The 21,092-nt window shown below is 60.1% G+C and carries 21 protein-coding genes, 2 tRNA genes and 2 riboswitches; of the genes, 15 read left to right on the top strand and 8 right to left on the bottom strand.

Annotated elements, in window-relative coordinates; genetic code table 11:
• Nucleotides 1-7: 7 nt before the first annotated feature.
• Both NIT7645_RS13640 and aroC read right to left on the bottom strand, forming a co-directional pair.
• Nucleotides 8-640 (bottom strand): cation efflux transmembrane domain-containing protein, encoded by a 633-nt coding sequence (locus NIT7645_RS13640; RefSeq protein ID WP_008558996.1) that lies wholly within the window; start codon nt 638-640, stop codon nt 8-10.
• A 90-nt stretch (nt 641-730) separates the two neighbouring features.
• Nucleotides 731-1,837: a chorismate synthase gene (aroC, locus tag NIT7645_RS13635; RefSeq protein ID WP_008562464.1), complete on the bottom strand. Its 1,107-nt coding sequence runs from the start codon at nt 1,835-1,837 to the stop codon at nt 731-733.
• Nucleotides 1,838-2,144: 307 nt separating this feature from the next.
• Nucleotides 2,145-2,237, top strand: a riboswitch (TPP riboswitch).
• Nucleotides 2,238-2,270: 33 nt separating this feature from the next.
• Between aroC and thiB the strand changes: the two genes are divergently transcribed.
• From thiB to NIT7645_RS13620, 3 genes are read left to right on the top strand one after another with little or no spacing between them, the layout of a single operon-like run.
• A complete protein-coding gene (thiB, locus tag NIT7645_RS13630; RefSeq protein ID WP_037303011.1) occupies nt 2,271-3,248 on the top strand; it encodes a thiamine ABC transporter substrate binding subunit in 978 nt (325 codons plus the stop codon).
• Entirely contained in the window at nt 3,224-4,804 is a 1,581-nt protein-coding gene (locus NIT7645_RS13625) for a thiamine/thiamine pyrophosphate ABC transporter permease ThiP (protein ID WP_037302609.1), read from the top strand. Before thiB ends, NIT7645_RS13625 begins: the two co-directional genes overlap by 25 nt.
• Nucleotides 4,791-5,483, top strand: a complete 693-nt coding sequence (locus NIT7645_RS13620; protein ID WP_008561795.1) for a thiamine ABC transporter ATP-binding protein — start codon at nt 4,791-4,793, stop codon at nt 5,481-5,483. Before NIT7645_RS13625 ends, NIT7645_RS13620 begins: the two co-directional genes overlap by 14 nt.
• A 20-nt stretch (nt 5,484-5,503) precedes the next feature.
• On the opposite strand, the gene NIT7645_RS13615 is transcribed toward NIT7645_RS13620, so the two are convergent.
• Nucleotides 5,504-5,941 (bottom strand): 6,7-dimethyl-8-ribityllumazine synthase, encoded by a 438-nt coding sequence (locus NIT7645_RS13615; protein ID WP_050687289.1) that lies wholly within the window; start codon nt 5,939-5,941, stop codon nt 5,504-5,506.
• An 80-nt stretch (nt 5,942-6,021) separates the two neighbouring features.
• Nucleotides 6,022-6,171: riboswitch (FMN riboswitch) on the bottom strand.
• A 95-nt stretch (nt 6,172-6,266) separates the two neighbouring features.
• On the opposite strand from NIT7645_RS13615, the gene NIT7645_RS13610 reads away from it, so the two are divergent.
• The 4 genes from NIT7645_RS13610 to NIT7645_RS13595 all read left to right on the top strand — a co-directional run bounded on the left by NIT7645_RS13610 (nt 6,267) and on the right by NIT7645_RS13595 (nt 10,013).
• A complete protein-coding gene (locus NIT7645_RS13610) occupies nt 6,267-6,974 on the top strand; it encodes an SDR family NAD(P)-dependent oxidoreductase (protein WP_008558943.1) in 708 nt (235 codons plus the stop codon).
• Nucleotides 6,975-7,296: 322 nt separating this feature from the next.
• Nucleotides 7,297-7,857: a ubiquinol-cytochrome c reductase iron-sulfur subunit gene (petA, locus tag NIT7645_RS13605; protein WP_008561240.1), complete on the top strand. Its 561-nt coding sequence runs from the start codon at nt 7,297-7,299 to the stop codon at nt 7,855-7,857.
• Between the two features lie 11 nt (nt 7,858-7,868).
• Nucleotides 7,869-9,203 (top strand): cytochrome b, encoded by a 1,335-nt coding sequence (petB, locus tag NIT7645_RS13600; protein WP_008562385.1) that lies wholly within the window; start codon nt 7,869-7,871, stop codon nt 9,201-9,203.
• 18 nt (nt 9,204-9,221) lie between these two features.
• On the top strand, nt 9,222-10,013 hold the full coding sequence (locus NIT7645_RS13595) for a cytochrome c1 (protein ID WP_008563132.1): 792 nt from the start codon (nt 9,222-9,224) through the stop codon (nt 10,011-10,013).
• A 224-nt stretch (nt 10,014-10,237) separates the two neighbouring features.
• On the opposite strand, the gene NIT7645_RS13590 is transcribed toward NIT7645_RS13595, so the two are convergent.
• The 3 genes from NIT7645_RS13590 to dapF are packed head-to-tail and all read right to left on the bottom strand — an operon-like array spanning nt 10,238 to nt 12,913.
• Entirely contained in the window at nt 10,238-10,759 is a 522-nt protein-coding gene (locus NIT7645_RS13590; protein WP_050687287.1) for a chloramphenicol phosphotransferase CPT family protein, read from the bottom strand.
• Between the two features lie 46 nt (nt 10,760-10,805).
• Complete coding sequence (gene mtaB, locus NIT7645_RS13585) at nt 10,806-12,071, bottom strand: tRNA (N(6)-L-threonylcarbamoyladenosine(37)-C(2))-methylthiotransferase MtaB (RefSeq protein WP_050687285.1); 1,266 nt, start codon at nt 12,069-12,071, stop codon at nt 10,806-10,808.
• Entirely contained in the window at nt 12,068-12,913 is an 846-nt protein-coding gene (gene dapF, locus NIT7645_RS13580) for a diaminopimelate epimerase (RefSeq protein WP_050687284.1), read from the bottom strand. The genes mtaB and dapF overlap by 4 nt, the downstream gene beginning before the upstream one ends.
• Nucleotides 12,914-13,124: 211 nt before the next feature.
• Here dapF and NIT7645_RS13575 point away from each other — a divergent pair.
• The 6 genes from NIT7645_RS13575 (at nt 13,125) to NIT7645_RS13550 (ending at nt 18,124) form a co-directional block, all read left to right on the top strand.
• A tRNA-Lys gene (locus NIT7645_RS13575) sits at nt 13,125-13,200 on the top strand.
• Between the two features lie 218 nt (nt 13,201-13,418).
• Nucleotides 13,419-14,114 (top strand): fumarylacetoacetate hydrolase family protein, encoded by a 696-nt coding sequence (locus tag NIT7645_RS13570; RefSeq protein WP_008563110.1) that lies wholly within the window; start codon nt 13,419-13,421, stop codon nt 14,112-14,114.
• 277 nt (nt 14,115-14,391) lie between these two features.
• On the top strand, nt 14,392-15,435 hold the full coding sequence (locus tag NIT7645_RS13565; protein ID WP_037302607.1) for a TRAP transporter substrate-binding protein: 1,044 nt from the start codon (nt 14,392-14,394) through the stop codon (nt 15,433-15,435).
• 66 nt (nt 15,436-15,501) lie between these two features.
• Nucleotides 15,502-16,086, top strand: coding sequence for a TRAP transporter small permease (locus tag NIT7645_RS13560; protein ID WP_037302606.1), 585 nt, complete (start codon nt 15,502-15,504; stop codon nt 16,084-16,086).
• Nucleotides 16,083-17,588, top strand: coding sequence for a TRAP transporter large permease (locus NIT7645_RS13555; protein ID WP_008559965.1), 1,506 nt, complete (start codon nt 16,083-16,085; stop codon nt 17,586-17,588). The genes NIT7645_RS13560 and NIT7645_RS13555 overlap by 4 nt, the downstream gene beginning before the upstream one ends.
• Before the next feature lie 95 nt (nt 17,589-17,683).
• Nucleotides 17,684-18,124, top strand: a complete 441-nt coding sequence (locus NIT7645_RS13550) for an acyl-CoA thioesterase (protein ID WP_008561486.1) — start codon at nt 17,684-17,686, stop codon at nt 18,122-18,124.
• A 30-nt stretch (nt 18,125-18,154) separates the two neighbouring features.
• Here NIT7645_RS13550 and NIT7645_RS13545 read toward each other — a convergent pair whose 3' ends face one another.
• Both NIT7645_RS13545 and NIT7645_RS13540 read right to left on the bottom strand, forming a co-directional pair.
• Nucleotides 18,155-19,384, bottom strand: coding sequence for a winged helix-turn-helix domain-containing protein (locus tag NIT7645_RS13545; RefSeq protein ID WP_008560815.1), 1,230 nt, complete (start codon nt 19,382-19,384; stop codon nt 18,155-18,157).
• A complete protein-coding gene (locus NIT7645_RS13540) occupies nt 19,384-20,409 on the bottom strand; it encodes a LacI family DNA-binding transcriptional regulator (protein ID WP_008561355.1) in 1,026 nt (341 codons plus the stop codon). Before NIT7645_RS13540 ends, NIT7645_RS13545 begins: the two co-directional genes overlap by 1 nt.
• 145 nt (nt 20,410-20,554) lie before the next feature.
• Between NIT7645_RS13540 and NIT7645_RS13535 the strand changes: the two genes are divergently transcribed.
• Nucleotides 20,555-20,631, top strand: a tRNA-Arg gene (locus tag NIT7645_RS13535).
• Nucleotides 20,632-20,786: 155 nt separating this feature from the next.
• On the top strand, nt 20,787-21,053 hold the full coding sequence (locus tag NIT7645_RS13530; RefSeq protein ID WP_050687282.1) for a hypothetical protein: 267 nt from the start codon (nt 20,787-20,789) through the stop codon (nt 21,051-21,053).
• The last annotated feature ends 39 nt before the right edge of the window (nt 21,054-21,092 follow it).

Raw genomic sequence — 21,092 nt, 5'->3', positions numbered from 1 at the left:
AGGCGGGTTAGTGCGCGTGGGCGTGCGCCTCTTCCTCGCGCCACTCCCGCACAGCTTGCGTGAGGATCTGAAAGGCAGAGTTCAGGAACAGACCTGCCATGATCCCCGCAACCACAAGGTCCGGCCAGCCAGTGGCCGTGCCCCAGACCCCCAGCGCGGCGATCATTACCGCGACATTGCCAATGGCATCATTGCGCGAACACAGCCAGACAGAGCGCACATTGGCGTCGCCGTCCTTGTAGCGGGCCAGCAGCATGACCGAGATCAGATTCGCCGCCAGCGCCATGAAACCGATAACCCCCATGATCTCTGCCTGCGGGACGCCGACGTAGAATACCTGATAGACGGTAGAGCCGAAAACCCAGATTCCCATCAACAGCAGGCTGACCCCCTTGCCGAGCGCTGCCAGCGCACGGGTGCGCAGGGTCGCGCCGATCACGGCGAGGGAAATACCGTAGGTGAGCGCATCGCCCAGAAAGTCCAGCGCGTCGGCCTTCAGCGCCTGACTGCCGGACATCTGCCCAGCCCCCATTTCGACTGCAAACATCGCGGCGTTGATCGCAATGACCAGCCAGAGCCTGCGTTTGTAATCTGCCGAAACGCCGTCAAAGCGCGCGTTGTGATTGCAGCAACCTGCCATTTTACCTGTCCTCTTTTCGATTCGAGACCAAGGTAATTGCTCTAGTCACTAGAGCTTCAAGGGCAGGGTCGTCCTTTTTCGAGGATTTTATCAGCCGCCGATCTGACCCTGATTTTCCCCAATCTGCCCGCGATGCAGCAGCAGGTGGTCCAGGATCACACAGGCCATCATCGCCTCAGCGACGGGCACGGCGCGAATGCCGACACAGGGGTCATGGCGACCTTTTGTAATGACTTCAGCTGGGCTGCCGTCTTTGCGGATCGACTGGCGCGGGGTCAGGATCGAAGAAGTCGGTTTGACAGCAAATCGCACCACAACATCCTGACCGGTGGAAATCCCGCCGAGGATACCACCTGCATGGTTGGACGAGTAAACCGGAGCGCCGTCATTGCCGAGGAAGATCTCGTCAGCGTTTTCCGACCCCTTCAGGACTGCCGCATTCATGCCTTCACCAATCTCGACGCCCTTGACGGCGTTGATCGACATCATCGCGGCGGCAAGGTCGGTGTCCAGCTTGCCATAGATGGGCGCGCCGATGCCTGCGGGCACGCCACGGGCGACGACCTCGATCACGGCGCCCACGGAATCATGCGCTTTGCGCAGTGTTTGCAGGTAGTCTTCCCAGTCCTGAACAGCGGCAGCATCAGGAATCCAGAAATCATTCTGATCAATCGCGTCCCAGTCGAACCGGCTGCGGTCGATTTCCATCTCCCCCATGCGGGTCATGTAGCCCTTGATCTCCAGGCCAGGAACCAACGTCTTGATCGCTTCGCGGGCAACGCCCCCCGCAGCGACGCGCGCCGCGGTCTCGCGGGCAGAGGAGCGACCACCGCCGCGGTAATCGCGGTTGCCGTATTTCTGGAAATAGGTGATGTCGGCATGCCCCGGACGGAAAGTCTGGGCGATGTCGCCATAATCCTTGGAGCGCTGATCGGTGTTTTCGATCATCAGCTGAATGGGGGTGCCGGTGGATTTGCCCTCGAACACGCCAGAGAGGATTTTCACCGCATCAGGTTCGTTGCGCTGGGTCATGTTCTTGTTCTGACCGGGGCGACGTTTGTCCAGCCAGTGCTGCAGCATCTCGGGCTCGATCGGCACATTCGGCGGGCAGCCGTCGACGGTTGCGCCAAGCGCGGGTCCGTGGCTTTCGCCCCAGGTGGTGACGCGGAACAAATGGCCAAAACTGTTCATCGACATGGATGCGCTCTCCTTTGTCGGGCCTGATCACGCGACCCTGATGCTGCGGGAGTGCTTAGCGGTCGCAGGCCGCTGTCTCAAGGGGTTTCCTGTGACAGGGCCCCACCTCTCGCCGCAGATATTAACCCCGCAGAAAGGACAGGCAGACTCCCCCAATGTTTCGCACGCGAAACATTTGGTCAGAGGTGCTGACTGATCTTTTGGCCGAAATCTGCCGTATTTCCGCGCTGTCGTGTTGCCGGGCAGGCCGAAGTCACGGACCAGTTGTCGGGGATGCTTGTGTTTTGGTGCACCTCTGCCTAGGGTCCGCGTCACCTCGGGGTGCGTCGCAGACGCTGAGATCAAACCCGTAGAACCTGAACCGGCTAGAACCGGCGGAGGGAAGGTTTTGGACAGCATTCCACCCTTGCCCGTCGCCGCATTGGAGGATGCCATGAAACATCTTGCTTTTGCAGCAGGCATGCTGGGCGCAACAGCGGCATTTGCCGATACGCCCGAACTGATCGTCTACACATATGACAGCTTTGTCTCCGACTGGGGCCCGGGCCCTGCGGTTGAAAAGGCCTTTGAAGCGGAATGCGGCTGTGACCTGAAACTGGTCGGGGCCGGTGACGGCGCAGCCCTGCTGGCGAGGATCAAACTGGAAGGTGCGCGTTCTGACGCGGATGTGGTGCTGGGGCTGGATACCAACCTCACTTCTGCGGCCAAAGCCACCGGCCTGTTTGCTGACCATGCCGTCAGCGCCGATTACGCACTGCCTTTCGCGTGGGAAGACACCACTTTTGCTCCGTATGACTGGGGCTACTTTGCCTTTGTGCACAACGCAGACGCCACCGCGCCCAAGAACTTTGGCGAACTGGCGGCGAGCGATCTGAAAATCGTGATTCAGGATCCCCGTTCCTCGACCCCCGGTCTGGGCCTGCTGATGTGGGTCAAGGCAGCCTATGGCGACAAGGCGCCGGAAATCTGGGAAGGTCTGGCCGATAACGTGCTGACCGTCACCAAGGGCTGGTCCGAGGCCTATGGTCTGTTCCTGGAAGGTGAGGCGGATATGGTGCTCTCTTACACCACCTCTCCCGCATATCACCTGATCGCAGAGGAAGACGCCAGCAAGGCAGCTGCTGCCTTTGACGAAGGGCACTACATGCAGGTGGAAGTGGCCGGCAAGCTGGCGGCAACCGATCAGCCGGAACTGGCAGATCAGTTCCTGGCCTTCATGGTGTCGGATGCGTTCCAGTCGATCATTCCGACCACCAACTGGATGTACCCGGCCGTGACCCCGGCAGAGGGGCTGCCCGAAGGGTTTGAAACCCTCATCTCGCCAGAGAAATCGCTGCTGCTGACCGAGAATGACGCAGCAGATCTGCGTGATATGGCGCTGGAAGAATGGCTGAGCGCGCTCAGCCGCTAAGATCCCGCTGGGGTTTGGGCGTCGCCGCATGTGTGGCGGCGCTTATCCTTGGGGCGCTGGCCGCTGTGGTCTGGCGCGCCGAGGTGGGGCGGGGCATCGGCCCTGCCGACTGGGCTGCAATCCGCTTTACGGTTGTGCAGGCGATCCTCTCTGCCGGTGTGAGCGTTGCGCTGGCCGTCCCGGTTGCCCGGGCCCTTGCGCGACGGCGATTTCCGGGCCGGCGTTTTCTGATTGCCTTGATGGGTGCACCCTTCATCCTGCCGGTGATCGTGGCGATCCTTGGTATTCTCGCAGTTTTTGGCCGCTCTGGCTGGCTGAGCGATGCGTTGGCGGTATTCGGTTTTGAACCGATCCAGATCTATGGCCTGCACGGGGTCGTGCTGGCGCATGTGTTTTTCAACTTGCCGCTGGCCACCCGTCTGATTTTGCAGGGCTGGCAGGAGATCCCAGCAGAACGGTTTCGTCTGGCGGCGCAGATCAATGCGGATCCGCGCGCCATGTGGCGCCTGCTGGAAGCGCCGATGCTGCGGCAGGTGGTGCCCGGCGCGCTGGCGGTTGTCTTTGCCATCTGCCTGTCGAGCTTTGCGGTGGCGCTGACACTGGGGGGCGGACCCCGTGCCACCACTATTGAACTGGCAATCTATCAGGCGTTTCGATTTGATTTCGATCTGGGGCGCGCGGCGCTTTTGTCGGGGGTGCAGCTGGTGCTGACGGGGGCGGCGGCCATTGTCGCGCTGCGGGTCGCAACCGGCGAAGGCTTTGGCACCGGATTGGACCGTTCGTTGCGGCGCTGGGATGGGCAAACCCCTGCGGCGCGTCTTTGGGACAGCCTTTGGATCTGTGCCGCAGCCTTGTTCCTGATCCTGCCGCTAAGCGCGATTGTCTTGGCCGGCGTGCCGGGGCTGGCGGCGATGGGGGGGCGGTCAGCGGCGGCAATCTGGTCAGCGGCTGCAAACTCTGTCGTGATTTCAGCAGTCAGCACCGGGGTGCTGGTGATGATGGCGCTGCCGATGGCGGTGGCCGTGGCGCTGGGCTCTGCCCGCGGAGGTGGTGCGCTGGTCGAGATGGCCGGCCTCCTTGGGTTGGCGGTGTCACCGCTGGTGATCGGTACTGGCCTGTTTGTTGTGATCTATCCCATTGCAGACCCCTTTGCGCTGGCGCTGCCGGTCACGGCCCTTGTCAACGCGCTGATGTCGTTGCCCTTCGCGCTGCGCATATTGGTGCCGCGCACCCGCGAAATCCTGTCACGATACGGGCGCCTGTCGCTCTCGCTGGATGTGCGGGGGTGGGATTTTATCCGTCGGGTTCTGCTGCCACGGATGCGGCCTCAGATCGGGTTTGCCGCCGGGTTGGCGGCTGCGTTGTCGATGGGGGATCTCGGGGTTATCGCGCTTTTTGCGGACAGCGAAACCGCGACGCTGCCCCTGCAGGTCTATCGCCTGATGGGGGCCTACCGGATGGAGGCAGCATCGGGTGGGGCGCTGTTGCTTTTGTGCCTGTCGATGGGGGCGTTCTACATTCTCGACCGGGGAGGTCGCCGACATGCTGAAACTTGATCGCTGTCTGTTGGAAAATGGCAGCTTTCGCCTTGCTGCTGATCTGGAGATCGACGCAGGTCGCCGGATCGCGGTGATCGGCCCGTCCGGTGCCGGGAAAACCACACTGATCGAAGCGATTGCCGGGTTTGTTCCGATCTCCGAAGGCAAGCTCAGCTGGAAAGCGCAGGAGCTGACGAACGTGGCACCGGGGCAGCGCCCGATTGCGATGCTGTTTCAGGATGGCAACCTGTTCCCACATCTGAGCGTGGCGCAGAACGTGGGGCTGGGGATCCGCCCGAACCTCAGGCTGAGCCGCGAGGAACAGGACAGGGTGCGCGCGGCAATCGCCCGGGTCGGCCTTCGGGGTATGGAAGAGCGCAAGCCGGCCGCCCTGTCCGGGGGTCAGCAAAGCCGCGTGGCGCTGGGGCGAGTGCTGGTGCAGGGGCGCGATCTGCTGCTGCTGGACGAGCCTTTCGCGGCGCTGGGGCCTGCTCTCAAGGTCGAGATGCTGGATCTTGTGGCAGAGCTGGCAGAGGAAACCGGGGCCACTGTCCTGATGGTCAGCCATGATCCCGCAGATGCGCGTCGGATTGCGGATCAGGTGGTCTTGGTGGCGGATGGCACTGCGCATCCGCCTATGCCGACGGCTGATTTGCTGGACAATCCGCCGCCTGCGTTGAAGGCCTATCTGGGATAGGCCTTCGCCCCGGAAGGGGCCTAAACGCCGAGCGCCTCTTGGCGGGTTTTGGTGATCATCAGCGCAGCGTTTGCGGCTTCACGTCCCTTGTCGACGAAATGCGCGCGGTAGATGGCGTTGTGGTGATCGGTTTCCTGATAATGGTGCGGTGTCAGGGACACGGACAGGACCGGCACGTTGGTTTCCATCCCGGCTTGCATCAGGCCATCCACGACGGCCTGCGCGACGAAATCGTGGCGATAGATCCCGCCGTCCACCACAAAGGCGGCACAGGCGATGGCCGAGTATTTGCCGGTCTTGGCCAGCTCTTTGGCGAGCAAGGGCATTTCAAATGCACCGGGAACGTCGAACACGTCGATTTGCTCAGCCGGGATCAGCTCCTGGAAACCATCCAGCGCGCGATCCACGATGTCCGCATGCCAGCGGTCTCTGATAAACGCGAAACGGGTGTGTGTCATGATCGATAACTCCTATAGGTTTGACACGTCACCCAAGGCGATCACGAGTGATAAGGGCACACGTCACCCGTGGCCCTGTCACACGTTCTCTTCCATCCGGACTATGACCGTCGGCTCTGGAGTTGCACCAGATCTGCTGACACTTCCAAATACATGGAAGCCGCTCGCGGGCTTGCGGGACTGGCCCGCTTACCGCCGGTGGGGAATTCCGCCCCGCCCTGAGAACAGGGTGAGCATTGCCAATTTGCGCCCGCAAGATCAAGAGTGTCGCGGCGACAGAAAGACAGCGGGCCCGACTGCATGGTCTGCGGAAAAGGAGACAGCGATGAATTTGACAGGAAAGCGGGTCATTGTGACCGGTGGCAGCGATGGTATCGGGCGCCACATCTGCCTGAAACTGGCAGATCAGGGCTGCGCCATCGCGATTGTGGGGCGCAATCAGGCGCGTCTGGATGCGGTGGTGGCCGAGTGCAAGGCGCGCGGTGCCGCAGAGGCACGGGCCTATGCGGCGGATCTGACCGATGCGGCGGCAATCGAACAGGCCGCTGCGGCGATGCTGGATGATTTTGGCGGCATGGATATCCTGATCAACAATGCGGGCATCTGGCACAAGGCGGGTCCGCTGGACAGCATTGATGCCGACATGCTGGTGGCGACGGTACAGACCAATCTGACCGCTCTGATGCAGCTGACCCGCCATGTGCTACCGGTTCTGCGGCAGCAGGAAGAGGCCGCGATCCTGAATGTTGCGTCGAAATCGGGTGTTGTGGCGCAGGCGGGGCAGTCGGTTTATTCTGCCACCAAATACGGCGTGCGGGGCTTTACCGATGTGCTGAAGGTGGATGAGGCCGAAACCGGTGTCCGGGTTGCGGGGCTTTATCAGAGCGGCACCAACACCGGCATGTTCGCCAAGGCAGACGAAGACGTGCCCAACCACATCTTTACCGAGCCGGATGATCTGGCGGATGTTGTTGTTTTCATGCTGTCGCGCCCGCCAAAACTGTGGATGCATGAGGTGCGTGTCGAGCTCTGAGCGAGCTGTTCATCCGGATCGGGGTGGCGTGGCTGTCGCCATCCCGCAACAGGCCACGTGACAGGACGATTCGCGCCTGAAATGGTGGGGCAGGCAAAGATCTTGCCCCCCGCGTCCCTTGAAATGGGCCGGATCGCTGCAAATATGTGATCCAGTTTGCAACAGTTCCATGCAATTACTTGAGGCTGCGTCCATCTGCGCGTCTATGACCGCTGGACGAAAGCCCTTCTCCCCGTTAGATACCCGCGATGAGTCACTGTGTCTTGAGCGCAGTGAATGCGCATGTTTGCCCTAAACGGGCGCTGGAATTGGAGAAAACCTCGTGTCCCACGCAGAAGACAACGAAGGAACCCGGAGAGATTTCCTCTACTACGCCACTGCTGGCGCCGGGGCAGTGACTGCGGGTGCCGCTATTTGGCCCCTGGTCAACCAGATGAACCCCTCGGCTGACGTTCAGGCTCTGTCCTCGATCATCGTGGACGTGAGCGGCGTGGAAGTCGGGACCCAGATCTCTGTCATGTTCCTTGGCAAGCCGGTGTTCATTCGCCGTCGTACCCAAGAAGAAATCGACGAAGCGCGTGCTGTCGATCTGGCAGAACTGCCCGATCAGCTGGACCGCAACGCGAACAAGCCGGGTCTGGATGCATCTGACGAAAACCGCACCCTTGATGACGCCGGTGAATGGCTGGTCATGATGGGTGTGTGTACCCACCTCGGCTGTGTGCCGCTCGGTGATGGTGCAGGCGAGTTCAATGGCTGGTTCTGCCCCTGCCACGGTTCGCACTACGACACCGCTGGTCGTATCCGCAAAGGCCCCGCGCCCGAGAACCTCCCGGTTCCGACTGCGGAGTTCATTGACGCAACGACCATCCAACTGGGATAAGGGAGGCACACATGTCCGGCATTCCGCACGATCATTACGAGCCGAAAACCGGTGGCGAGAAGTGGCTTCACAGCCGTCTGCCCATCGTCGGCCTGATCTACGACACAATCATGATCCCCACGCCCAAGAACCTGAACTGGTTGTGGATCTGGGGTATCGTTCTGGCCTTCTGTCTGGCCCTGCAAATCGTCACCGGTATCATCCTGGTGATGCACTACACCCCGCATGTGGATCTGGCTTTTGCCTCTGTTGAGCACATCATGCGCAACGTGAATGGCGGCTATATGATCCGCTATCTGCACGCCAACGGCGCCTCGCTGTTCTTTATCGCGGTCTACATCCACATCTTCCGTGGTCTGTACTACGGCTCCTACAAGGCCCCGCGCGAGATCACATGGATCATCGGCATGCTGATCTATCTGATGATGATGGGCACCGCCTTTATGGGTTACGTTCTGCCCTGGGGTCAGATGTCCTTCTGGGGTGCAACCGTTATCACCGGCCTGTTTGGCGCGATTCCGTTCATCGGTGAGCCGATCCAGACCCTGCTTCTTGGCGGTCCGGCCGTGGACAACGCGACCCTGAACCGCTTCTTCTCGCTGCACTATCTGCTGCCGTTCGTGATTGCTGGCCTCGTGATCGTTCACATCTGGGCGTTCCACACCACTGGCAACAACAACCCGACCGGTGTTGAAGTGCGTCGCACCTCCAAGGAAGACGCGGCAAAAGATACTCTGCCGTTCTGGCCGTACTTCGTGATCAAGGATTTCCTGGGTCTGGCCGTTGTTCTGGTTATCTTCTGGGCCATCGTCGGTTTCATGCCGAACTACCTGGGCCACCCGGATAACTATATCGAAGCCAACCCGCTGCAGACCCCTGCGCACATCGTTCCGGAATGGTACTTCCTGCCGTTCTACGCGATCCTGCGTGCCTTCACTTCTGAAGTCTGGGTTGTGCAGATCGCGTCCTTCGTGACCGGTGGCATCATCGACGCCAAGTTCTTTGGTGTTCTGGCGATGTTCGGCGCGATTGCTGTGATGGCACTGGCACCTTGGCTGGACACCAGCCGCGTGCGTTCTGGCCGTTACCGTCCGCAGTTCAAGTGGTGGTTCCTGCTGCTGGTCATCGACTTCTTTGCCCTGATGTGGCTGGGTGCGATGCCTGCGGAAGAGCCCTATGCCTCCTTCTCGCTGATCGCATCGGCCTACTGGTTCGCTTACTTCCTGGTGATCCTGCCGCTCTTGGGTGTGATCGAGAAGCCGATTGCGACGCCGGAAACCATCGAAGCAGATTTCGATGCACACTACGGCAAGTCTGCTGGCGGCGACGCCACTCCTGCTGAGTAATTGAGAAGGACAGCAACCATGTTGAAAAAACTTGCAACCGGTGCCGCCTTCGCTCTGGCGCTCGTTCCTGCCGCATCTTTTGCGGCAGGCGGGGCAGGCCATGTCGAAGACTACGACTTCTCTTTTGAGGGTCCGTTCGGCACCTACGACACCAACCAGCTGCAGCGCGGCCTGCAGATCTACACCGAGGTCTGCGCAGCATGTCACGGTCTGAAGCAGGTGCCGATCCGCACTCTGTCTGATGAAGGTGGCCCGAATCTGCCTGCAGATCAGGTCCGCGCCTACGCGGCTGACAACTTCAGCGTTTATGATCCGGAACTGGACGAAGATCGCCCTGCGATCCCGACCGACCACTTCCCGGAAAACAACAACGCTGGCGCACCTGACCTGTCTCTGATGGCAAAGGCCCGCGCGGGCTTCCACGGTCCTTACGGCCTGGGTCTGAACCAGATGTTCAAAGGCATGGGTGGCGCAGAATACATCGCGTCGCTGCTGGCGGGCTACACTGGCGAAACCAAGGAAGAAGCTGGCACCACCTTCTATGAGAACACTGCCTTCCCCGGTGGCTGGATCTCTATGGCACCGCCGCTGTCGGATGAGCAGGTCGAATTCATCGACGGCGCACCGAACGATCTGGAGAGCCTGTCCAAGGACGTGTCGGCCTTCCTGATGTGGACGGCTGAACCCAAGATGATGGCGCGCAAGCAGGCCGGTTTCGTGGGTGTTCTGTTCCTGACGGTTCTGTCGGTTCTGCTTTATCTGACCAACAAGCGTCTGTGGGCACCGCACAAAGGCAAGAAAACCAGCTAAGTCGGTTTTCCTTCCGACAAGATCGACACCCCCGCAAATGACCTTTGCGGGGGTTTCTTTTTGCCGCTGACAGAAGGGGCGCTGCCCCTCTGCCCTTGCGGGCATTCACCCCGGAGTATTTGCGGAAAGATGAAAACGCCCCCGGGGGGTGACGCCGTACCAAGTGTGGGGGCAGGTGGACAGCCGGGACCCGCCGGGCCGGAGGTGGCAGTTGCTGTGGGGGATCAGCTGAAGAACCGGGAGCGAGGCCTGGGCCCGTCCAGATGGGTCAGGAGCAGCTGCGCCATGTCCTCGACCGGGGTGCTGCCGTCAAACGTCAGGTCGTAGTGCAATCCGTCATGAACATGGGCCGCATCCCGTGCGGCGCTGCCGATGGGCCTGTTTCCCCGTGCTGCCTCGCGCTGCGTGAGCGCAGCGAGGGAGGGTGTAAGGCCGACAAAAAGCACGTCATGCGGGGCAAAGAGCGTCTGCAACTGGGTATGCCAGCCGACGGTGTCGAGAATATGCTCCACAATCAGATCGCACCCCGCGTCGGCAAAGCCTGCGAGCATGCGATGGAAGCCATCAAAGAAAGCAGGTCGCGCGGCAGGCCAGTCGGCATAGGCGTCAGGACGCCAAGCGCCGCTGTCGCGCAGATGGTCGATCGAGAGGTGCAGGAAGGGTGTTGCCGACTTTGCACGTATGGCAGCCGCCAACGTGGATTTGCCGCTGCTGGACGGGCCGTGGAGGAAGAGAATGCGCGCCATGCTTGGGGCCCCTTTCCTGTCCTGCTTTGTGGTGCTGGATCCCGGTCTAGACTGTCAGCTGGGCGCCCTGAATGCCAGTGGGCGTTGCGGTGACGATCTGCCCCTCGATCTGGGGTGTGGCAAAGGTCACCTCGGAAAACTGTTCCGTGCGACCCATATGGGGGTTTTCCATCAGGATGTGATGGGTCCGCCCGACCTGGGCGGCGAGATGGGCCTGCACCTGCGCATCACCTGCGGCCCGCAGCCGGGCGGCGCGGTCCTTGATCACGGTGCCATTGACCTGATTGGGAATGCGGGCCGCTGGGGTGCCTTCGCGTTTGGAGTAAGGGAAGACGTGCAGCCAGGTGAGATTGCAGTCCTTCACCAATTTGAGCGAGTTCTCAAAATGCGCGTCGGTTTCGGTGGGGAACCCTGCAATGATATCGGCCCCATAGGTCATATCAGGGCGCAGGCGCGAGGCCTCTTCCGTAAAGCGGATGGCATCGTCGCGCAGGTGGCGGCGGGCCATGCGTTTCAGAATCAGGTCGTCGCCATGCTGCAGTGACAGATGCAGATGCGGCATGAGACGAGATTCGGTGGCGATGGCCTGCATCAGGTTCTCATCCACCTCGATCGAATCAATCGATGAGATCCGCAGGCGTGGCAGATCCGGGACCAGTTTCAGGATGCGCATCACCAGATCGCCCAGCTTTGGCGTGGCGGGAAGGTCTGCGCCCCAGGACGTGAGATCAACACCGGTGAGCACCACCTCGTTGAACCCCTTGTCCACCAGGCGCTTGATCTGATCGACCACCACGCCTGCGGGGACAGACCGGGAATTGCCCCGACCATAGGGGATGATGCAGAAGGTGCAGCGGTGATCGCAACCGTTCTGGACCTGCACATAGGCGCGGCTGCGGGTGCCGAAGCCATCAATCAGATGGCCCGCGGTTTCGGTGACCGACATGATGTCATCCACCTGCACCTTTTCCGTTGTGCCAATGAAATCCGGGCCCTTGGCGATCTGCTGCCAGGTCTTTGGCTGCATTTTCTCGGTGTTGCCGATGACCTGTGTGACCTCTTCCATCGCGGCAAAGGTTTCCGGTTCGGTCTGAGCCGCGCAGCCGGTGACGATGATTGGCGCATCCGGGTTTTCACGGCGCAGCTTGCGAATCTCCTGGCGGGCCTTGCGCACAGCCTCCGCGGTGACGGCGCAGGTGTTCACCACGACCGCATTCTGAAGCCCAGCCTGCTGGCTCAGCTCCTTCATGGCTTCGGTTTCATAGGCGTTCAGCCGACAACCGAGTGTTGTGAACTTGGGGGTGTTGGTCACTTGGTGAGGCTTTCAAGGAATTCGCGGGTAAAATGGCCATCGGCCACATGCATGGTGGGTCCGGTCATCCAGACACCATCGTCACGCCAGTCGACCCAGAGGGTGCCCCCGTCCAGATCGATCTGCACCTTGTGCCCGGTCAGTCCGCGACGCACAGCGGCCACGGCGGTGGCACAGGAGGAGGAGCCGGAGGCAAGTGTAATGCCGACACCGCGTTCCCAGACGCGCATCCGCAGATGATCGGGGCCAACCACATGGGCGACCTGCACATTGGTGCGTTCGGGATAAAGCGGATGATGTTCGTAACGGGCGCCAAACTCGGCCAGGGGAATCACCTCCGCATTCTCCACAAAGAAGGTGCAGTGGGGGTTGCCCATGCCCGTGGCTGTCGGGGTCCCTTCGATGGGGAGTTCGAGCGTATCGACATCCTCGGCCAGCGGGATGTCCTGCCAGTCAAGCTGGGGCTGACCCATGTTGACGGATGTGAGCCCGTTTCCGACATCTTCCGCCAGAAGGAGGCCGCGATCCGTGGTCAGGCGCAGTTTAGGTTTGCCGCTTTCATCCAGCAGATAGCGGGCGATACAGCGGGTGGCATTGCCGCAGGCGCCGGAGGTCGACCCGTCCGCGTTGTAGAACGTCAGATGAGCGTCTTCGTCGCCTTTGGTAATGACCGTCAGCTGATCAAAGCCGATGCCCATCTGTCGATGCGCGATTCCCTCGGCCATGGCCGGGGTGATGTCCCAGGACTGATCGCGCGCGTCCACGACAACGAAATCATTGCCAAGGCCGTGCATCTTCATAAAGGGCAGGCGGGTGTCGGATGCTGTGGTCATTTCGGGCATATAGACCCCCGCCGAAGATGAATCCAGTCTTGTGGCAAGAAAGTTGAAAAAAGGGGTTGACCGTTCCTGCGCATACCCCTAGATACGCCGCCTATCGGGACACGGTGACTGACACAGACACAACGTTCCGAAGCAAATTAAGTGCTTGATCCTTCTGGATTATGTCCTTAAAGAGCGAGCAAGGAACGACACAATGTTCCGATGAAGAAGTGGGCCGTTAGCTCAGTTGGTAGAGCAACTGACTTTTAATCAGTGGGTCGCAGGTTCGAATCCTGCACGGCTCACCACTTCCTCCCTTTACCACTGAAAACCACCAGATGATCTGTTGACCAGAGCAGCAGCAGCTGCTGGGTGTTTCTCAGTGTTTTCCTGCAAAAATCCTGTGTTTTCGTGGCTCTGTGGTCGCGGGGGCCTCTCTGGGTTGCTAGGGTGCGGCGAGCGCTAACACGAAGCGGCGCGGCCTGCGGGCGGTTGTCGGCTTTGTTCCAGAGGTAAGGAGCCTGTGATGGTATCGCCAATGTTTGAGCTGCCTGCGATTCCCGTGATTCCGGTTGAGGGTCAGGAGAGCGGATTTCCGATTGGCCGAATCTTTTGTGTGGGGCGCAACTATGCTGCCCATGCGGCCGAGATGGGGGTCGAGGTCGATCGCGAAAAGCCGTTCTATTTCACCAAATCCGCAGCCAACGCGGTGTTGAGCGGGGCGGAGGTCTCTTATCCCAAGGGGACAGAGAATTTTCATCACGAGATGGAGCTGGTGGTTGCGATTGGTCGCCCCCTTTCAGAGGTTTCGCCAACCGCGGCCCGTGCAGCCATTTTCGGCTATGGCTGCGCGCTGGATATGACGCGCCGCGATCTGCAGCTCAGCGAGCGCAAGAAACAGCGTCCCTGGAGCCTTGGGAAGGATCTGGAGGCGGGCAGCGTCTTTGCGCCGCTGACGCCGGCTGCAGAGTGGGGGCCGGTTGCTGATCAGCGAATCTGGCTGACGGTCAATGATGAACCGCGCCAAGACGCAACGCTGGCAGAGCTGGTCTGGTCGGTCGAAGAAATTCTATGCCACCTGTCTGGGTTCTACGATCTGCGGGCCGGGGATCTGATCATGACCGGAACGCCCGCTGGTGTCGGGCCTGTGGTGGCAGGGGACCGAATTGAGGGCGGCATCACGGGGCTGGGCAATGTCCGGCTGTCATTGTCGCCGTCGTGAGCGGGACGTATTTTTACGTATCCATATTTTTGTTGCGAATGTATTTCTGTAACGTATTTTTGTTTCAGAAAGCGAGCTCAGCCAAGTATGTTTGAAAAATCATGCGGCAGAAATGCATAATCATCTGTTGATGGTTACAAGTGCACCTAATAGCTGAAGGTGTCAGGGGGCGCATTTGGCTGTGGGCGATGCTTTGGCGGGCGCGTTGGGTTTGTTGCATCAGAGACATCTGAGCGCGATAGTTGAGAAAAGACATAGGGTCAGAGGGAGGAAACACATGACCACTCGGAGAAAGCTACTTGGCGCGGCTGGGGCCGTTGCTCTCATGGCGATGGGCGCGACGTCCGCCATGGCGCAGGAGGTGACGCTGAAGCTGCACCAGTTTCTGCCGGCTCAGGCCAATGTGCCCAAGCTGATTCTGGACGTCTGGGCGGACAAGGTGGAGGCCTCGTCCGATGGCCGCATCAAGATTGACCGCTATCCTTCCATGCAGCTGGGTGGCAAACCACCAGAGTTGATGGACCAGGCCATTGACGGTGTGGCGGATATCGTCTGGACCGTGGTGGGCTATACGCCTGGCCGCTACCCCTCGACCGAAGTTTTCGAACTGCCGTTCATGATGACCAATGCGCGCGCGGCGTCGCATGCCTATTGGGAAATGTTCGAAGAGCACATGAAAGATGGCGAGTTCAAGGATGTGAAAATCCTTGGCACCTGGGTGCACGGCCCCGGCATCATTCACACCTCTGAGCCGGTTGAAACACCTGATGACCTGCGCGGCATGAAAATCCGCGGTGGTGGCCGTTCGGTGAACGCGCTGCTGACAGAGTTGGGGGCAACCCCGGTGGGCATGCCGGTTCCGGCTATCCCGGAAGCGCTGTCCAAGGGTGTGATCGACGGCACCACCATCCCGTGGGAAGTTACCGCTGCGCTGAAAGTGCCGGAGCTGGTTGAAAACCACACCGAGTTCACTGGTCGCGCGCTTTACACGCTGACCTTTGTTCTGGCGATGAACAAAGACAAATATGAGAGCCTGCCGGACGACCTGAAAAAGGCCGTGGATGAAAACTCGGGTTTGGAATTCTCTGTCTTTGCGGGCGGCACCATGGCCGATGCGGATGGTCCATCGCGCGAGTTTGCGCTGGATGAGGGCAACAATGTCATCACGCTGGATGAAGAGCAGACAGCGATCTGGCGTGAAGCGGCACAGCCGATCTATCAGCAGTGGCTCGATGATATGAAAGCAAAAGGCGTCGATGGTGACGCGCTGCTTGAGCAGGCCACGTATCTGATCGACAAATACACCGCTCAGCACAACTAACTGAGCGCACGACCGGTGGACCTGCTGCTTTTGCGGGTCCACCCCACCTGAAAGGGTAGGCTTTTCATGCACAAGCTGATGATGGGACTGGCCAGAACAATGGCCATGGTGGGCGGCGTTGTGCTGTCGCTGCTGATCCTGCTGACATGTCTGTCGATTGCCGGGCGTCTCTTGAACGGGGGGCTGCATGGCGCCCTGATGCAGAGCATCGCGCCGGATCTGGCCGAATGGCTGATCGCCATCGGTGTCGGACCAATCAACGGGGATTTCGAGATTGTCGAGGCCGGTGTCGCCTTTGCGATCTTTGCGTTTTTGCCGCTGTGTCAGATCACCGCCGGCCATGCATCGGTGGATATTGTCACCAACAGTTTTCCGAGGGGCGCCAAACGGTTCCTGCGGATGGTGACGGAAATCGTTTTTGCCGCTGTTCTGGTGTTGATTGCAGTCCGCCTGGGGGCAGGCACGCTGAGCAAGTTCCAAAACGGCGAGACGTCTTTCCTGCTCGAGTTTCCGGTCTGGTGGGCCTATGCCGCCAGCCTTGTCGCGGCCGGCGTGGCCGCATTGGTGGGCATCTACATGGCCGCCGTACGTACGATTGAATTCATGACTGGCCGCATCCTTGTCTGGGACGGCGTGGAGGGCGAACAGTGACTGCGCTTGAAATCGGGATTGCCTCTTTTCCCGTCCTGATGATGCTGATTTTCCTGCGGGTGCCTATCGGCCTGTCGATGTTTCTGGTTGGTCTGGTCGGGCTGATCATTGTGACCGACGGCACGCAGGTGGCCTTTGGCCGGATGAAGAGTGAGACCTACACGACCTTTTCGTCCTATTCCCTGACCATCGTGCCGATGTTCCTGTTGATGGGGCATTTTGCGACACTTGGGGGGATGTCCACTGCGCTGTTCAAGGCGGCGGAGGGGTTCCTTGGCCACAAGAAGGGCGGTGTTGCCATGGCCGCCATCGGGGCCTGTGCGGGCTTTGGTGCGATCTGCGGCTCGTCCCTGGCAACTGCGGCGACGATGGGGCGCGTGGCCCTGCCTGAGCTGCGCAACTATGGCTATGCTGGTGGTTTTTCGACCGCGACGCTGGCAGCGGGGGGCACCCTGGGCATTCTGATCCCGCCCTCTGTGGTGTTGGTGATCTATGCCATCCTGACCGAACAGAACATTGCCAAGCTGTTCCTGGCCGCCTTCATTCCCGGTATTCTGGCCGCCATCGGCTATGTGATCGCAATTTCCATCTACGTTCGCGTCTTTCCCGGAAGCGCCGGCACCCGCCCGCCAGTTCCCTGGGGCGAGCGGTTTGCGGCGCTGTTCCATGTCTGGCCGGTTCTCTTGGTCTTTGGGCTTGTCGTTGGTGGTATCTACCTTGGTTGGTTCACCCCGACCGAAGGCGCGGCTGTTGGCGCGTTGGGGACCGGGCTGATTGCCTGGCTGAACGGCGGGCTTAACCGCGAGACCCTGACCGACAGCTTCATGGTCACGGCGCGCTCGACCGCGATGATCTTTTTCATCGTGCTGGGGGCCGGGTTCTACAACGGGTTCCTTGCCCTGACCAAGGTGCCGCAGGAACTGGCTGATTTCGTTGTCTCACAGGGGTTGAGCCCCTGGGTCGTATTGATGCTGATCCTTGCCTTTTATCTGGTGTTCGGCTGCCTGATGGACAGCCTGTCGATGATCCTGCTGACAATCCCGATTTTCTATCCTGTCATTTCGGCGATGGATTTTGGTCTGGTGAACCTGCCCGCGATGCAGGCTGAGGCCGCGATGGAGGTGTTGAAAGCAGGGGTGCCGCAGGGGATGGGGGCTGAAATGCTCGCCTCGATCCAGGAGGCGATTGCCACCGGCACCGAACTGACCCGCGAGCAGATGAAAGAGCTGGGCATTCGCGTGACCAAGGGCATGGCGAACCGGCTTGAGACCGAATATGTCGCCATCTGGTTCGGCATTCTGGTTCTGATCGTGGTCGAGGTCGGCCTGATTACCCCGCCGGTTGGCATGAACCTGTTCGTCATCAATGCGATGGATCGCACCACTCGCATGGTCGATACCTATAAGGCGGTGATGTTCTTTGTCGCCTCCGACCTGATCCGGGTTGTGATTTTGGTGGCCTTTCCGATCATCACGCTATTGCCGCTGATGTTGATGCGCTGAGGCCTATTGCAGACCCATGCGGCCATCTGTCTGACCACTGGTTCGACGGGTGGCCGTTCCCTTTTCCAACCCGCTTGCCAGACGTGAGATCCCGAATGACCAATAGTCAGACAACCGATTTTGTTCATGAAATCCGCGTGGGCTGGGGCGATTGTGACCCGGCGCGCATTGCCTATACCGGTCATTTGCCGGGTTTTGCGCTGCAGGCGATTGATGCCTGGTGGGAACATCAGCTGGATGGAGACGGCTGGTATCAGATGGAGCTGGACCGCGGCACCGGCACGCCCTTTGTACATATGAGCATCGATTTCCGGTCCCCGGTCACACCGCGCCACCGTCTGGCCTGTTCTGTCTGGCCCGTGGCCTTGGGGCAGAAATCCGTGACCTTCCGGGTAGAGGCACGGCAGGACGGCACGCTGTGTTTTGAAGGCAAATTTGTCTGCGTCTTTATCGAGCCAAGCGACTTTAGCGCCAAGCCAGCGCCCGCAGATTATCGCGCGGTCATCGAGCCCTTGCTGCGGCCTGACCTCGCATAAGGTGCAGTTTTTCGCGGATTAGAGCCGAAATCACAGTGGATTGCGCTGCCAGTCATTTGCAAATGTCACCCGTTCCATGTCGACAAAACGGCGGACCCGCTCCAGTTCGGCCTCCAGCCGATTTTGTCGTGCCGGGGACCATTTGACGCCGCGTTCCGGCCAAAGGGCGGTGACATGCAGGCTGCCTGCCAGATCACCTGTCTGACGGTGGGCTTTCATGTCGATGCGCCCGACCAGACGGTCGCCTTCCATCAGCGGAAAAACGTAATAGCCATAGCGTCGTTTCTCGGCAGGGGTGAAAACCTCGATCCGGTAGTGGAAGCCAAACAGCCCCTCTGCGCGCTTGCGATCGCGCAGGGCCGGATCAAATGGGCTGAGGACGCGCAGCCGCCCGGGTGGTGGCGGCAGGGCGGCGGCCTGTTCAACAGTGCCGGGGCGGGCAAAGACGCGGCGACTGCGGCCATCCGCGAGCGTGATATCAACCGGTTCGATCTGCCCATCCGCCAGCGCCTGTTTGCACCACGTGGCACATTCTGCGGGGGAGGCCGTCGCCCAGAAGGCAGCCAGCTCTCCCGAGGTGGCAAAGCCCAGCCGGTCCAGCGCCGCGTTGCACAGCCAGTCCAGCGTATCCTGCGGCGCGGGGGAGCCTTGAGCGGGGAGGTGACGGGTGTCGATGACCCGTTCGCTGAGATCGTAGCGTTTCTGAAAGCCACTGCGCCCGACCACCGCCAGCGCGCCTGAACGCCACAGGTATTCCAGCGCGGTTTTTGACGGGTGCCAGTCCCACCAGCCACCGCTGCCTTTCCTTTCATCCTTGCCCACATCCGAAGAGCTGACCGGGCCGTGCTCTCGGATATGGTCGAGAACATGCTGGAACTTTGCCTCGTACCCGTCGCGTCGCCAGTTGCGGTATCTTTTGCGCAGAACCTCTGCATCGCGCTGAAACCGCAGGTGCCAATGAGGGTAGAATTCCATCGGCAGAACGGCGGCATCGTGGGTCCAATGCTCAAACAGATGCTGGTGGTCCTGCTCATAGAGCCGTTTCAGCGCTGCCGGCCGATAGCTGGGCCTGCGCGAAAACAGGATCATGTCATGGGCACGGGCGACGGTATTGATGCTGTCGAGTTGAACAAACCCAAGCCGGGTGATCAGATCCAGAAGCGCATCACCCTTGGCTGGCCCGCTGGGTTGCTCCAGCAGGGCATGCCGATCCATGAACAGGCGCCGCGCGGCCCGGTTGTCCAGCCGCGCAACCGCCATCAGCGTCGCTTGAGCGTGTCACCAAAGGTGATCGTGGGCGTCAGGGTCACGTGTTTTTCGATCTCGGCATCCGGATTGTCGAGCTGTGCGGCAATGATCTCTGCCGCCTTGCGCCCGATTTCCAGACGACAGGCATCCATCGTGGCCAGCTGCCGTGGCAGCCCCTGCAACAGTTCGACCCCGTTAAAGCCGGCAAGGCCGATCTGACCGGGAATGTCGATCTTTTGATCCATCAGGTAGAGCATGCCACCTGCGCCGATCATGTCGTTGGAATAATACAGGAAATCCAGTTCAGGAGAGCGTTCCAGCATCTCCTGCGTCATCTCGCGGCCCTTGGCCAGCGCAGACCCGCCGGAATAGAAAGCGCGGTCCATGATCTCCACGCCTTCCTTGGCGAGTGCCTCGGTGAAGCCTTCAAACCGTTTGCGGGCGCGGTGGTCCAGCGGCATTTTGGTGCCCATGAACCCGATGTTGCGATAGCCCGCTTTCAGGATCGCCTTGGCCATTTCCCGGCCTGCGCGGCGGTGTGAAATGCCGACCATCGCATCTACCGGCTTGCCATCGGTGTCCATGATCTCAACGACCGGAATGCCAGAGGCATTGAGCATGGCGCGCGCCGCCTCGGTATGTTCGAGACCCGCGATGATGACGCCAGAGGGCCGCCAGGACAGCATCTCGTAGAGGACTTTCTCCTCCTTCTCCGGCTGATAGTCCGTAACACCGACAACGGGCTGCAGATCCGTGTTTTCCAGAACCGAGTTGATACCGGTCAGAACCTCGGGAAACACCATGTTAGAGAGCGATGGAATGATGACCGCCACCAGGTTCACCCGGTTCGACGCCAGCGCACCAGCGATCTTGTTGGGGACATAGCCCAGCTCCTTGGCTGCGGTCAGAACCTTTTGGCGGGTCTTTTCCGAGACATCGCCACGATTGCGCAAAACGCGGCTGACAGTCATTTCGGAAACACCGGTGGCTTCTGATACATCACGAAGGGTGAGCGGGCGCTTGTTGTCCGTGGTCACGTCGATGGCCTCACATTGTTGTTGTGTTCAGGTTAGCGCAGAGAGAGCAACCTGCACAATGGGGCGCGGACGCTGCGAAAACCAATTCGTCAGGATTGTTTTGCCACGGGTCATTTGTTATCGCGTAAACCACTGGCCCAAGTCAGGCCCCGTGGCTCAACTGGATAGAGCAGCCCCCTCCTAAGGGGCAGGTTGCAGGTTCGAATCCTGCCGGGGTCGCCAAAACTACCTGAAAAAAATGGCTTATTTACAGGACGTTGCGCGGAAGCGTGCAGAAAGTCCCGTCGGCTTTCGCGGCGTAATCGGCTGAAACAGCCGATTTCTCGTACAAAACCTGTACAAAATTCGCACGTTTGTGCGTATTTCGGGGGCCAATCATGAGCCGCCATAGCTTTGATCCCGAAATCGCGGGACGTGTTGGCCTGAACGCAGCGGTGATTTTCCAGAACATCACCTTCTGGATCGAGAAGAACCGAGCCAATCGCCGTAACCTTCGAGACGGGCGGTATTGGACCTACAACTCGATCTCGGCTTTTGGTGAGTTGTTCCCCTATCTGAGCGAAAAGCAGATCCGAACAGCGCTCGAAAAGCTGGTCAGCGCAGAGCTGATCATCAAGGGCAACTTCAGTGTTGATTGTCACTGAGAACTGACCCGGTAGCCCTATAAATTGTCACTGAGAATT

Source organism: Phaeobacter italicus (assembly GCF_001258055.1).
In the GTDB taxonomy this organism is placed as follows: Bacteria; Pseudomonadota; Alphaproteobacteria; order Rhodobacterales; family Rhodobacteraceae; genus Phaeobacter; species Phaeobacter italicus.
The sequence above is the reverse complement of the archived record's forward strand: the minus strand, read 5'-3'. Positions and strand labels throughout refer to the sequence as shown.